Origin of the sequence: Enterococcus sp. DIV2467a (assembly GCF_050532945.1) — a bacterium.
Classification (GTDB): domain Bacteria; phylum Bacillota; class Bacilli; order Lactobacillales; family Enterococcaceae; genus Enterococcus; species Enterococcus faecalis.
On the sequence record NZ_CP172896.1, the window covers coordinates 2,713,211 to 2,727,234 of the forward strand.

Annotated in this window: 8 protein-coding genes; all 8 read right to left on the reverse strand. The window is 41.2% G+C overall.

Annotated elements, in window-relative coordinates:
• Window positions 1-13: 13 nt before the first annotated feature.
• Window positions 14-568 (reverse strand): PTS glucitol/sorbitol transporter subunit IIC, encoded by a 555-nt coding sequence (srlA, locus tag IGL80_RS12900; RefSeq protein ID WP_002359192.1) that lies wholly within the window; start codon window positions 566-568, stop codon window positions 14-16.
• Window positions 568-1,053, reverse strand: a complete 486-nt coding sequence (locus IGL80_RS12905) for a transcriptional regulator GutM (RefSeq protein ID WP_002355985.1) — start codon at window positions 1,051-1,053, stop codon at window positions 568-570. The genes srlA and IGL80_RS12905 overlap by 1 nt, the downstream gene beginning before the upstream one ends.
• The gene (locus tag IGL80_RS12910) at window positions 1,050-2,912 is read right to left on the reverse strand and encodes a BglG family transcription antiterminator (protein ID WP_002359194.1); all 1,863 of its coding nucleotides are present in this window, start codon (window positions 2,910-2,912) and stop codon (window positions 1,050-1,052) included. The genes IGL80_RS12905 and IGL80_RS12910 overlap by 4 nt, the downstream gene beginning before the upstream one ends.
• 15 nt (window positions 2,913-2,927) lie before the next feature.
• On the reverse strand, window positions 2,928-3,728 hold the full coding sequence (locus tag IGL80_RS12915) for an SDR family oxidoreductase (RefSeq protein WP_002355987.1): 801 nt from the start codon (window positions 3,726-3,728) through the stop codon (window positions 2,928-2,930).
• A gap of 171 nt (window positions 3,729-3,899) precedes the next feature.
• The gene (gene mnmG, locus IGL80_RS12920) at window positions 3,900-5,798 is read right to left on the reverse strand and encodes a tRNA uridine-5-carboxymethylaminomethyl(34) synthesis enzyme MnmG (protein WP_002359195.1); all 1,899 of its coding nucleotides are present in this window, start codon (window positions 5,796-5,798) and stop codon (window positions 3,900-3,902) included.
• Between the two features lie 19 nt (window positions 5,799-5,817).
• Entirely contained in the window at window positions 5,818-7,215 is a 1,398-nt protein-coding gene (gene mnmE / locus IGL80_RS12925) for a tRNA uridine-5-carboxymethylaminomethyl(34) synthesis GTPase MnmE (RefSeq protein ID WP_002355989.1), read from the reverse strand.
• A gap of 232 nt (window positions 7,216-7,447) precedes the next feature.
• The gene (locus tag IGL80_RS12930) at window positions 7,448-12,412 is read right to left on the reverse strand and encodes an Ig-like domain-containing protein (protein WP_002404703.1); all 4,965 of its coding nucleotides are present in this window, start codon (window positions 12,410-12,412) and stop codon (window positions 7,448-7,450) included.
• A gap of 740 nt (window positions 12,413-13,152) precedes the next feature.
• The gene (citG, locus tag IGL80_RS12935) at window positions 13,153-14,022 is read right to left on the reverse strand and encodes a triphosphoribosyl-dephospho-CoA synthase CitG (RefSeq protein WP_002359201.1); all 870 of its coding nucleotides are present in this window, start codon (window positions 14,020-14,022) and stop codon (window positions 13,153-13,155) included.
• Window positions 14,023-14,024: the final 2 nt, after the last annotated feature.

The following is a 14,024-nucleotide window of genomic DNA, read 5'->3' on the forward strand; positions in this document are numbered from 1 at the left end:
ACCTTGCTCCTTTCTAATCCACAACAATCTCTACTGTTTTACTAAGGGTAATTCCTTGTTGTTTGCAAACATAGGCGGTAGTGAAATCGGTAACCCAACCGCCAATAAAATTCATTAATATCCCTACAAACATATAGCGAATCGCTAGGTCCATCGAATTTAGTCCTAACGTATCAATCCCTTGCGCAATCCCTAACCAAACGAACAATTCACCAGGATTAATATGAGGAAAAACTCCATTACTGGTATGACAAAATTGCGCTTGTGCAGCATAATAGCTAGGTTTATAGTATTCTGGTAAAAATCGTGCCATCGTAAAGGACATTGGATTGCCTAACATAAACGCGGATAAAAAAGGCAGCACTAAATACCGCGTAACAGGATTTTTGGCAGAAAGTTTGGCTACCTTGGTTACTCTTTCTTCTCCTAGAAAAGCAATTAAAGTATTCATAGCTACCATTAACATCAAAACAACAGGTACGATGCCTGTCATCCAAGAAATAAATGTTTCTGCTCCTGTTTGGAAAAGGTGCATAAATCCTTCCGCAAATTTTGTAATATAAGACATTACTCGACACTTCCTTTCAATTTTGTTTGTACTTTATTTTTCCATAATTGCCATTGAATTTTGGCTCCATTAAGCGGCGTTAATGGTTGTGTTTCTTGATAATTGCCAAGCTCAACACGTAAGTAAATTTCTCGTGCATTTTCCATCGCTTGTTGGGTTAATTTATTTTCCTTTTGTACGAGTGGATGGTAATGATCCATATAATGAATATCCTCGTTCACGTACTGAGGTAAGGGATGAAATTTAGCTAGAACGGTGACACCTTGCATCTTTCTAGCGGCTAAGATTTTCCCTTGCGAATCCACAGCAAACAAGATAATCGTGCCTGCTTTTAACTTCCCTGCACGTCGACCAATCGCGACTTTTCCTAATTGTCGCAATTCTTGGTAGTTTTGATTAAAGTGTTTAATCTGTTTCATTCCCATAGCTATCTGAACGAAGTAAGCTGTTAAAAAAAGCGCCCCGAATACGTAGATAAAACTCATATGATAATCCCCTTCCTTTGCATCCACTCTTTAACTGCTAAAACATCTCGTTGCTTCCGTAACTCATTACGTAAACGTTCGTCTCCTGCGATTGTAAACAAGCGGTCATATAGTTGTAGTAACTCTGCTTCAACAGTGGCCGTCAGCTCTTCTGGAATACCCAACAGCAAAATAACATCAACTTTACCTTCTGGTGTAACCAGTGATTCTTCAAAAACCCCAATCGATAAAATAATCGTTGGTAAGGCTTGATTAATTGTATGGGGAAAGGCAATCCCCGATTCAAAAATAGTTGTTTGTTGATCTTCTCTAGTAAAAATTCGTTCGATAAATTGGGGATCTACTAATTTTTCTGCTTCTAAATCAGCAATCATTTTCTGGATATTCGCTCGGTAACCTTGAGTATTCTCTAATAATTTATAGGTCATATGAATATTTTGAGATTCCACGGAACGAATTTCTTTTGCTCTCTGCCACTCATTTCTGAGCCAAGTATCGTTAAATAAATTAGTTAAATGGATCATCGGTGTTTGTGGTCGAATATTTTTTAAGGGAATGGTTGTAAAAATAGCAAAATATTGATTCAATTCTCTTCTCTCTGCCTCTTCTTCAGAAAAATGGGCAATCTGGACGTCTGGACCCAAAACTTTTTCCAATTGCCGCTGAATGATCAAGGCCGTTCCATGACCTGTACTGCAGATTACAGCGATTTCTTTTTTGGCTCCCGCTTCATAGTTCCCTCTCAATGCTAGTTCAAAATACAAAGCGAGATACCCAAATTCAACCGTCGGCACACAACGATTTAACAAACGGCCCAATTCTTGCAAGCCAATCTTGGCTAATTCATAGGCCAAAGGATATTGTCGTTCAATTTCTCCGTAAAATAAATCGTGACACTCCACATGAAAAACGAGTCGATTCATCACGTTTCTTAAATGATCTTTCATTTCTGAAAACAAGAAGTCCTCATCAAATTCAACAACAACTGAATGATGAATTTTTTTCATCATTTTTTGAAAATAGTCAGCTAAGAGTCCTTCATCAGCCAATAAAGAATTACGAATATGGTTTGTGTTGATGTTAAAAGGAAAGCTGATAAAGGAACGTTCCCATTGGCTTAACGTTACATTATAGGTTATTTCCAAGTGATACATCAGTTCTTCAATCTGCTCGTTATGACGAACATAATCAACATATTCTGGTGGTAGTTCCGTAATGAGTTTTCCAGCTAAAACACGCTGCAAAACAATTGAAACCACTCTTCGTAAAAGAAAACTATCTTGTTTCGCTAGTCTTGTTTCTTTGATTATTTTTTGTATCATTTGTTTGGTAGTTTCATGAAGAAACTGTTCTTCAAAATATTCTTGGACGTAATTCACATGAAGTAAGCGTAAATCAAACTCTTTTCCTTCTAAATGAATGCCACGGTTTGGCGTGCCTACAACCGCAACCTGCCAAGGAGCAATCAGCTCTTTCATGCGCTTAATGTCTTTATTAACTGTGCCGCGACTAACGGCGAGTTCTTCGGATAAATCATAAGTTGAAATAAATTGATCTTCTTCTATTAATCGTTTGATAATGTAGGAAACACGCTTGCTTGAAGAATTAAAATCAGATTCCCTTTTTAGCCGTCCAGACAAAACCTCTTCAAAACCTTCAAAGTTATTGATTTCTAACTGAAAGAGATTTTCCTTCTGAATAATTTGGGCAATACCGATTAATTCATCATTCAATGTATCAATGTTTTTACGAACTGTTTGAGGACTTGCGGCTAATTTCTCTTGCAATTCCTGTAAGCTCATTCCTTTGTGATCAACTAGTAATTTTATTACTTGGTACCATCTATTTACTAGCGTCATTTAGTTTTCCCACCTCTATCCTCTTGTTTTACCTCCAGCTACGTTTGTGGTGATGCCTGTAATATAGCTTGAACGGTCTGATAAATAATAGCATACTAAGTCAGCGACTTCATGGAGTTTTCCGCTACGACCTAATGGAATCGTACTTGTTTTTGAATAACCTGCTCGCAATTGCTCCACAGAAATGTTTCGTGTATAAGCCAATGCTTCTTCGTATGCTAAAGTGCGCAAGCCCGTTTCTTCCATAATGCCTGGCGCAATCCCCACGACACGGACGTTTGATTTTCCTAACTCTTTAGCCCATGAACGTGTATAACTGCTGACCGCTGCTTTCGTTGCAGCGTAGGCGCTTTGCCCTTCGGAGCCTTCTAATCCAGCTTCTGAAGACATATTAATAATGACACCTGCTTGTTTTTGTACAAGAATCCGGCCCACTGCTTGGCTCATTAGGTAGAGCCCTTTTTGATTGATGGCTACAATTTTGTCGAATACCTCATCCGATAATTCATAAGGCCCATGAGGATGATTTTTATCCACCAATAGACGAGGAATATTGATTCCGGCATTATTTACTAGGCCATCTACGGTTCCAAATTTTTCCACCACTTGAGCGACACCTGCTTCTACTTCTGCTCGAGAAGTTACATCGACTTTCACAAAGAGTAAATGCTCATGTTGCGTTTCTGATGCTGAAATATCAAAATTAGCGACATAGACCTCTTGTGCTAACAAGCTTTCAACAATGCTACGACCAATACCAGATGAGCCTCCTGTAACAATCACTACTTTTCCTTTAATTCCTAACCAATCTGTCATTTGTTCCACTCCTATCATTTGTTTGCGCTTTCAGTATAGGTCAGTTTGTGAAATTATTTAAGACAGTCTTTTTTTGCAGTTTAGAAAAAAAAGTAGACTAATTCAAAACAAAAAAGCAGTTGCTTCTTCACAATCAATCATCCGTGAAGAAGCAACTGCTTCAAATTTTTATTATCCTTGCACTTTCGCGATTTTTCCTTGTTCGATGTAGACCATCAAAATGCTAATGTCAGCGGGATTCACACCGCTGATACGGCTTGCTTGGGCAATCGTTTCTGGTTGGATTTTTTGTAGTTTTTGTTTTGCTTCTGTAGCCAAGCCGTTAATCGCTTGGTAATCGATGTTTTCTGGAATGCGTTTTGCTTCCATGCGTTTTAGTTTCTCAACTTTTTCCATGGCTTTTTTAATGTAGCCTTCGTACTTGATTTGAATTTCTACTTGTTCAATCACTTTTGGATCGAGCGCCTCTTCAGGTGCGGGAATAAATTGAGCGACTTCTTGATAACTGATTTCTGGGCGTTTCAGAAAATCTCTAGCTAAAATACCATCTTTTAAGCCAGCAGCGCCTTTGGTTTCCAAAAATGCTTGCACTTCTTTGGTTGGTTTAATCCGATGTTTGCCTAAGCGGGCAATTTCCGCTTCAACAGCCGCTTTTTTGACTAGATAGGCGGCATATTGTTCTTCTTTGACTAAGCCAATTTCATGACCCATTTCTGTTAAACGTAAGTCCGCATTGTCATGTCGTAAAATCAAACGATACTCCGCACGTGACGTTAATAAGCGATAAGGTTCGTTAGTGCCTTTTGTAACTAAATCGTCAATCATGACGCCAATATAGCCATCACTACGTTTTAAAACAAGAGGCTCTTTGCCTTGAATTTTCAATGCAGCATTAATTCCTGCCATCAAGCCTTGACCAGCAGCTTCTTCGTAGCCACTAGTTCCGTTCGTTTGACCTGCTGTATAAAGATTCTCAATGACCTTTGTTTCTAATGTTGGGCGTAATTGGTGCGGGACTACCACATCGTATTCAATGGCGTAACCTGTACGCATCATTTCTACTTTTTCTAATCCTTCAATAGAATGAAGCATTTCTGTTTGGACATCTTCTGGTAAAGAAGTAGATAAGCCTTGGACGTAAACTTCTTCGGTATTCAACCCTTCTGGTTCCAAGAACAATTGGTGTCTTGGTTTGTCTGCAAAACGAACAATTTTGTCCTCGATGGATGGGCAATACCGAGCGCCCACACCTTCAACAATCCCAGTAAACATTGGGGCGCGGTGTAGATTTTTTTGAATAATTTCATGCGTTGTTTCATTCGTATAAGTTAACCAACAAGGTTCTTGGTTTTGATTGTAGGCACTATCTGGCGTGCTGTAACTAAAATGGTTGGGTTCTTTATCGCCTGGTTGTTCCTCTGTCACAGAATAATCAATCGTACTTGATTTTACTCGTGGCGGCGTTCCTGTTTTAAAGCGATCGATTTCTAAACCTAATTCTTTTAAATGATTGGCTAAACCAACGGAAGGTTGCGAATTGTTTGGTCCTGATGAATATTTTAATTCACCAATAATAATTTCGCCACGCAAGGCAGTACCGGCAGTAATCACCACTGCTTGACTACGGTATGCGGCACCTGTTGAAGTTACAACACCACAACAAACGCCATCTTCCACGATTAATTCTTCAACAATCCCTTGACGAAGGGTTAAATTTTCTTCTTTTTCAATGGTATGTTTCATTTCTGTCGCATAGGCATGTTTGTCAGCTTGCGCGCGCAACGCACGCACTGCTGGACCTTTACCAGTATTTAGCATCCGCATTTGGATGTAGGTTTTATCAATGTTTTTACCCATTTCGCCGCCTAATGCATCGATTTCTCGGACAACGACTCCTTTGGCAGGTCCACCAACAGAAGGGTTACATGGCATAAAAGCAACCATATCTAAATTAATTGTTAAAAGTAACGTTTTAACGCCCATTCGTGCGGCTGCTAAGGCTGCTTCAGAGCCAGCATGTCCAGCACCGACGACAATAACATCATATGATTCTGCTTGATATTGATTCATAAAAAATTCCTCTCTTGTCTTATTTTCCTAAACAAAATTGACTAAATAACTGTGTAATTAATTCATCTTGGACACTATCGCCGACGATTTCCCCTAAATAATCCCAACAACGGGTCATATCAATTTGAACTAAATCGACTGGCATACCTGCTTCGATGCCGTTAATCACTTCTTGTAACGAAAGCGCTGCTTGATCTAGCAAAGCAATATGACGTGTATTAGAAATATAGGTAGCATCTTTTTCGCCTGTTTGGCCGCCAAAGAAAAGATCAGCAATTTTCGCTTCTAACTGGTCTAAGCCTGTGTTTGACAACACCGAAACGGATAAAATTTCTTCTGCAGGGACTAATTCTTGTAATTCGTTAGGATCTAGTTTTGTCGGTAAGTCCATTTTATTTAAAAGAATAACGCGTTTTAAGCCTTTCGTTGCTTCCAACAGTTGACGATCTTCCTCTGTCAATTCTTCGCTTTGATTTAAGACTAACAAAATTAAATCCGAATCTGCTAACGCTTTGCGGCTACGTTCAACACCAATTCGTTCCACAATGTCTTCTGTTTCGCGAATCCCCGCTGTATCAATTAATTTTAAAGGAACGCCGCGAACGTTAACGTATTCTTCAATGACATCACGTGTCGTTCCAGCAATATCTGTAACGATAGCTTTTTCTTCTCGTAACAGATGGTTTAACAAACTGGATTTCCCGACATTTGGTCGGCCAATAATTGCTGTACTTAGACCTTCTCGCAAAATTTTTCCTTGTTTAGCGGTCGTTAATAATTGTTGAATCTGCGCTTTCACAAATTCGGCTTTTTCTAAAAGTAATTTCGTGGTTAATTCTTCGACATCATCATACTCTGGATAATCGATATTAACTTCTACTTGTGCTAAAGTATTTAAAATTTCTTGTCTTAATGAACGAATTAACGCCGACAAGTTACCATCCAATTGGTTCAATGCAACATTCATCGCTTTATCCGTTTTAGCACGGATTAAGTCCATCACTGCTTCTGCTTGTGAAAGATCCATTCGGCCATTTAGAAAAGCACGTTTTGTAAATTCCCCAGGTTCGGCCATTCGTGCGCCTTCACGTAACAGTAATTGCAGTAGTTGGTTCACCACGACAATGCCGCCATGACAGTTAATTTCTACCACGTCTTCTCGTGTAAATGTTTTCGGTGCCCGCATCACAGAAAGCATGACTTCATCAATCAATTGATCGTTTTGCGGATCAACAATATGACCATAATGAATCGTGTGCGTGGGGACTTTAGCTAAATCTTTAGTGCCTGACCGATAAACTTTGTTTGCAATAGCAACTGCTTGCTCGCCACTTAAACGAACAATACTAATCGCACCTTCACCTGGCGGCGTAGAAATCGCCGCAATTGTATCAAATTCCATTGTAGCTGATTGCATAATTAGCTTCCTTTCTTCATAACAACAAAAAAAGCGCCCACTCCTCCTGCATTAAAAAATTCAGGTTGGATTTAGCACTTTCACTGCTTGTTCCTTCGATTTTCTGAAAATAGAATAGCACATTTTATTCTATTTGGCAATTTTTCTTCATTAAATGGAACGAGAAAACGTATCATTGAGTGGGGAATTCTCAACAATACGTTTTCTCATCTATAGGAATTAAAGGAGAGAGCTAGTTTTTACGTTTGCGTTTGATGATTCCCATGCTCGCAAGGAGTGCGACAAAGGCGCCAAACAAACTTGTTGTCACGGCTGAAGACTCTTTTTCACCTGTGCTAGGTAAGAAGCCTGTTTTCCCGTGATTTCCAGTGCCATAACTGATGGTGCTTAGTTTAGGGTGGTAGCCACTACCATTTGTACCGAGGCCATTGCCTAGTGAACCTAAGCCAGAACCTGTTGTGCCTAAACCAGAACCTCCATTTGGATTTGAACCTGTGTTTGAACCATTCCCATTATTCCCGCCAGTTGCGCCATTGTTTCCTGTATTGCCGCCTGTATTGCCGTTATTTCCGCCAGTGTTACCATTGCCTCCTCCAGGATTCGTTGGGTCGGCTGGTGTCATGAAGGTTGTAGCCGTACTGTAATGTCCTGCGCCATCGGTAGCTGTCGCAAGTAAACTTTGTTGAGCAGTCGCTTGTCCCGCTGTTAATTGGATAGCGAAGTTGCCTTCAGCATCGGTGGCACATACAGCAATCACACTTCTTAATAGTCGGTTACTAATTTGAATGATTCGGTTTGGTTCAGCTGTTCCTTTGATAAGGTAGCCGGCTTTAAACGTTCCTAAAACTGAAGAAACAGTTGGTGCCGCAATTTTAATTTCTGGTTCTCCCGTAATATCGGCTGGCGTCATAAATGTGGTTTTAGGACTCACATTTCCTTGTGTATCTGTGGTTAGTGCGGTTAACGTTTCTTTTTCTGTTGCTAACCCTGCTGCAATATGAACGGAGAAGGTGCCTCCAGTAGTTGTATTGCCACTTGCCAATAATTGTTCACTGCTATTGTAAAATTGAACCGTGACATTTGGATCAGCAGTTCCAGTGACTGTATAGCCATTGGCTTTGTTTCCTTCAACCTTCGTAATAGTTGGCGCCGCTAAAACAACATCCGCTGGAATAACGGCTGTAGCTGGTTGACTTTCATTGCCAGCGCCATCTTTGCTAATAATCGTAATCGTTTCTCCTGGTGTCACTACGCCAGCTGGTAGAGTCACCGTATATTGGCCGGTTTCGTTAGCAGTGGTAGCAGCAATGATGGTTCCGTCTGCGTCACGGACATCAATAGTGGTTTTGGGCTCCGCCGTTCCAGTGATTTCGTAACCTTTACCAGAATTTCCGGTAATAGAATCAATGGTTGGTGTGGCTAAGTCGGCTGGTGTAGTTGCTGTAGCTGGCTGACTTTCTTTTCCTGTTGCATTTTTCGCTACGACAATTATTGTTTCGTTAGCTGAGGCCTTCCCTGGCTCTAAAGTCACTGTGTATTTGCCATCAGTTCCAGTAGTTGCCATGCCAAGGACTGTGCCATCGGCGTCACGCACCTCAACTGTTGTACCAACTTCTGCTGCTCCTACTACTTGATAGCCTTTTGTCGTGCTACCAGTGATTTTGTCAACAGTAGGTGTCGCAACTGGTGCATCTGGATCAGCAGGTGTTTTGAAAGCAGTCGGATTACTTTCTTTCCCAGCAGCATCTTTTGCAATGGCAGTTAAGGCTTCGTTGGCTGTTGCTGTGCCCGTCGGAAGAGTGATTGTAAAGGCGCCAGCACCATCAGTCGTTCCCGTAGCAATAACTAAACCTGCTTCATTGTGAATCTCAATGGTGACATTTGGCTCTGCCGTGCCAGTTACTTGATACCCAGTAGCAGTTGTTCCTGTGACATTCGTCACAGTCGGTGCTGCCACGGTTGCATCTTCAGGGACCGTCACTTCCGTTGGTTGACTTTCATTGCCGTCACCGTCTTTTCCAACAACTGTTAATGTATCACCAGGATTAGCGGCTCCCGCTGGAAGGTCCACAGTAAAGTTTCCTTGATCATCCGTTGTCGTTGTACCAATAATTGTTCCATCTGGGTTCCGCACTTCAATGGTGGTATTAGGGTCCGCAGTCCCAGTGATTTCATAACCAGTTGTTGAATCTCCAGTAATGTCACCAATTGTTGGTGTGGTAACATCAGCGGGTGTCATAGCTGTAGTTGGTTGACTCTCAAGTCCAGTATCATTTTTAGCAACTACATTCACTGTTTGTTTCGCTGTTGCTTTTCCTGAAGCTAACGTCACAGTATATTGGCCAGTCGGTCCAGTTATTGCGGTGCCTAAAACTGTTCCGTCTGTTGCACGAACTTCAATGGTGGTGCCAAGTTCAGCGGTACCTGTCACTTGATATCCTTGTGTTGTATTCCCAGTTACTTTGTCGACACTTGGCGGTGCCACTACTTCATCTGCTGGTGTTTGGAAGGTTGTCGGTGTACTTGTATTGCCATCAGGATCTTTGGCTAACGCTGTCAATGTTTCATTCGCATTTGCCGTCCCAGCTGGAAGGTTCACAGCAAAGGAACCAGTCCCATCGGCAGTCCCTGTTGCAATCACGTTCCCATCTGCATCACGAATTTCGATGGTAGCATTCGGATCAGCGGTGCCTGTCACCTGATAACCAGCAACTGAATTACCTGTTACTCCTGTTACAGTTGGTGCTGTAACCGTGGCATCAGCAGGAACAAGGACTTCAGTCGGTTGACTTTCATTTCCCGCGTTATCCTTTCCAATCACTGTTAACGTATCCCCAGGATTGGTCGTTCCCGTTGGTAGCGTTACAGTAAAATCACCATTCGCATCAGAGGTACCTGTACCAATGACTGCCCCAGATGGATCACGAACTTCGATTGTTGTGTTAGGGTCTGCTGTTCCTGTAATTTCATAACCCGAACCAGAGTTGCCTGTGATGTTATCAACTGTTGGTGCAGTGACATCAGCTGGTGTTGTCGCCGTTGCTGGTTGACTTTCCGTGCCACTAGCGTTTTTCGCTACAACGCTCAGCGTTTGATTTGCTGTTGCTGTTCCTGAATCTAAAGTCACTGTATATTTTCCGTCAGTTCCAGTTGTTGCAGTACCAAGGACCGTGCCAGCTGCATCGCGAACCTCAATGGTGGTGCCAACTTCAGCAGTCCCTTTGACCTCATAGCCTTTTGTTGTACTACCTGTTACAGTCTCAACAATTGGCGTCGCCACGGGCGTATTAGGATCCGCTGGTGTTTGGAACGTTGTTGGCGTACTTTCTGTACCGCTAGCGTTTTTCGCTACGGCGGTTAACGTTTCATTGGCGCCTGCTTCACCTGCGGGAATGGTAACTGTAAATGCCCCTGTCCCATCAGCGGTACCTGTACCTATCACGGCACCTCCTGCATTTCGGATTTCAACCGTGGCATTGGCATCGGCAGTTCCTTTAACTTCGTAACCTGCCGTTGAATTACCTGTCACTCCTGTGATTGTTGGTGCGGTTACGGTTGCTTCATCCGCTGGCGTTTGGAACGTTGTTGGCGTGCTTTCTGTGCCGCTGGCGTTTTTCGCTACAGCGGTTAACGTTTCATTCGCACCTGCTTCACCTGCGGGAATGGTAACTGTAAATGCCCCTGTCCCATCAGCAGTACCTGTACCTATCACGGCACCTCCTGCATTTCGGATCTCAACCGTGGTATTGGCATCAGCGGTGCCTTTAACTTCGTAACCTGCCGTTGAATTACCTGTCACTCCTGTGATTGTTGGTGCGGTTACGGTTGCTTCATCCGCTGGTGTTTGGAACGTTGTTGGCGTACTTTCTGTGCCGCTGGCGTTTTTCGCTACGGCGGTTAACGTTTCATTCGCACCTGCTTCACCTGCGGGAATGGTAACTGTAAATGCCCCTGTCCCATCAGCAGTACCTGTACCTATCACGGCACCTCCTGCATTTCGGATTTCAACCGTGGCATTGGCATCGGCAGTTCCTTTAACTTCGTAACCTGCCGTTGAATTGCCTGTTACTCCTGTTACGGTAGGTGCGGTTACTTCACTAGTAGTACCTGCAGCAAAATAAATGTTGGATACACCGTCTGCTGTTGCTAATAAATTAACGTCTAAAAGATCTGTTTGAACGACTGTTCCTACAAAACGAGCATCTAAATTATTGGATAAATTTTGAGGTGTTGAAACGGTAGTTGGTAAAGTAACCGTAGTTGCGCCTAGTAAAGAAGCATCCACTAACTCATTCACACCTGAACCACCAACCGCTAATAAAGGCAAAGCACCTGAAACAGCCACGTTTACCGTGCCTTTGACAGGAAGCAAGGCTGCATTTATGGCTGTGGCGACAAGATTACTTGGGATACTGGTTCCTTTTGCCTCCAAAGCTTGAACTGCCGCATTCAAATCTTGTAAGATGTTTGAAACATTTTGGGCTAAAACTAACCCTAAACCATCACTAATTGGTGCGCTAATGTATGAGCCGTCAGCTGCTAATGTTTCCGGAGCTGTAAATGAAGCAGCACCTAAGTTTTCAATGTTATTCACTAATTCCAATTGACGATTCACTTCCGTCAGATCAATATCAACACCAGTTAAATTCCCTAACGCTCCACTGGTAATTTGAGTAATGACATTGGTTAAATCATTGGCTGCATTCAAAACGGCGGTCAAAAAAGTAACTTTTGAAAGATCAATCGTGACATTGGTATTGATTGCTGAGCTGCCTGCTGCAGCTACATTTCCTCTTAACTCAGGAGGAACCACTAACACCGCTTGTTTTTGTCCACTAAACACAGCGGAAGCATCTGCTAAAGCGCCACCAGAAACCGTGAAATTAACTGGTTGATTTTGGTTTGCGGCTGTCCAACGATTACTCGTTGAAGTGCCACTGTCATTATTTGACGTAACATTTGATAATAGTTCGATATCCAAGACCGCTGCTGATGCACTGATTGTGCCAGAGGTAACAGCTATACTTACAGGGATTGCTAATGACGTAAATAATAAACCACTTGATATTGCTAAATTAAGCATCTTGCGTTTTGTCCATTTTTTATGCTGACTTTTCCGATTAAAATCCTCAACAATTTTCTTTTTCATCTGATCGTCCCTCTTTTCTTTAAAATAAACGATAAATACCAAGATCATTAGCTTCCCCTAGTTGTTCATCTCCCCCTTTAGCGATTTAAATGGATTTAACACCTGCAGTTTAGTACATTTCCTCAGCTTTTCAAAATATAATGCTGTGAATTTTTATATAAAAATTCATTTGATAACAAACATCCTGGATATGTTAAAAAACTCACTAATTCATTAGTGAGTTATTATACAATGAGAGGAAAATGAGGAAGTTTATACATTTCTCCTCAATCATTAAAGATAAATAAATTATTTTATTATAACTTATCGTTTGATAAATCGATAATTAAATAACGGAAAATTTTTTTATTTTTTTGAGAAATTCCACTATTATTTTTTATGCTTCTTTGACTGTTTTTATCAATTTTATGGCTGTAAGTCATAAAAACTTTACATCAAAAAAATGACTCTAATATATAACAATTTTTTCTGTTTTTAAGATTTTTTTATGAAATTTTTTATATTAAAAAAATTTCATAAAAAAAGGCGACAGCCGTTTTTGAACGAATGCCGCCTTTTAGATAAACAAAAACCTGATTCTAAAAGAATCAGGTTTAGGAAAAGCAAATCAAGATTCGCTTCAACTGTTTATCATCGTATTTGTATACTCTGATAAGAATGATTTCGTAATAAAATATACTGTGTTTCGTGGTATTTGTCAATCGCTTTCTTGAATTCTCTTGAGACCTTTCCATAAGCATATAAGGTCAAAACAACTGACCAAATCAGCGTTGTAACTATCTTTTTAATTAAGGGGTCAGCCAATTTAATTTCATTAGTTTATCTAAAAACACCACCAAAATTAAAGCATCTGCACTGCCACCAATACTCCAATTTTTTTCTTTGAATAAGTGATTCAATCTTTCTAAGCAAAGGGTTCCCCGTAACGTTTGTGTCCCCCCTAAAGCAAAATATTCCTGGATTAACGGTTGATATATTTCAAAAATTTGGACATTTTGACTTCGTTTAATCAAATTCGTATCCTCAACATAGAGCGATAAATAAAGGAGCGTATCAATGAGTTTTTGTTGTTGTGTGCCTTGATGTTTTTGATAATAAGGCACTCCCTGTTCAAAGACAGCGGGATAGCCTTGTTGCGCCTCACCACGGATTCCAGTCAAGCCATGCTGAACAAATAGTCGTTCACCCCAAGTTAGTTTTTCTAGCTCATTCGTAGCGAGGTTTTCAAAGTCGGCCAGTAAGTCTTGCGTCATTGTTTGAAGCGTTTGTTGAAACAATTGTAAGGTGCAAGGGGTCTCCCAAATCATTAGACGACCACAGACAGCTAAAAAAATACCTAGAGAAAAAATCGCTCCTTTATGTGTATTGATACCTTCTGTTGCCTCAAACATCGCTCGTTCTGCTTCTAAACCAACTTGTCGAATCGCGCGAAATGTTGCCTCAATCGGCAAATGACGTAGCTCTGTCCCAGCTTGAACGAAGGTTTCAAAATAAGGAGTCAAAACCACACTACTTTCTAAAAAAGTGAAAACATCCATATCTTGATGGGCGCCTGCATCGACTGGATCCACCAAGCCTGGTTTATTTAAACAGGTCACTTCATAGAGTAGTGCCAATTGTGCTTGCTGCGCTAATTTACTCCTTGCTTGCTTTGTCATTG

What these genes read in the sequence shown, in the direction of transcription:
- srlA (WP_002359192.1), bottom strand. Translation starts at nt 568, where the DNA reads ATGTCTTATATTACAAAATTTGCGGAAGGATTTATGCACCTTTTCCAA.
- IGL80_RS12905 (WP_002355985.1), bottom strand. Translation starts at nt 1,053, where the DNA reads ATGAGTTTTATCTACGTATTCGGGGCGCTTTTTTTAACAGCTTACTTC.
- IGL80_RS12910 (WP_002359194.1), bottom strand. Translation starts at nt 2,912, where the DNA reads ATGACGCTAGTAAATAGATGGTACCAAGTAATAAAATTACTAGTTGAT.
- IGL80_RS12915 (WP_002355987.1), bottom strand. Translation starts at nt 3,728, where the DNA reads ATGACAGATTGGTTAGGAATTAAAGGAAAAGTAGTGATTGTTACAGGA.
- mnmG (WP_002359195.1), bottom strand. Translation starts at nt 5,798, where the DNA reads ATGAATCAATATCAAGCAGAATCATATGATGTTATTGTCGTCGGTGCT.
- mnmE (WP_002355989.1), bottom strand. Translation starts at nt 7,215, where the DNA reads ATGCAATCAGCTACAATGGAATTTGATACAATTGCGGCGATTTCTACG.
- IGL80_RS12930 (WP_002404703.1), bottom strand. Translation starts at nt 12,412, where the DNA reads ATGATCTTGGTATTTATCGTTTATTTTAAAGAAAAGAGGGACGATCAG.
- citG (WP_002359201.1), bottom strand. Translation starts at nt 14,022, where the DNA reads ATGACAAAGCAAGCAAGGAGTAAATTAGCGCAGCAAGCACAATTGGCA.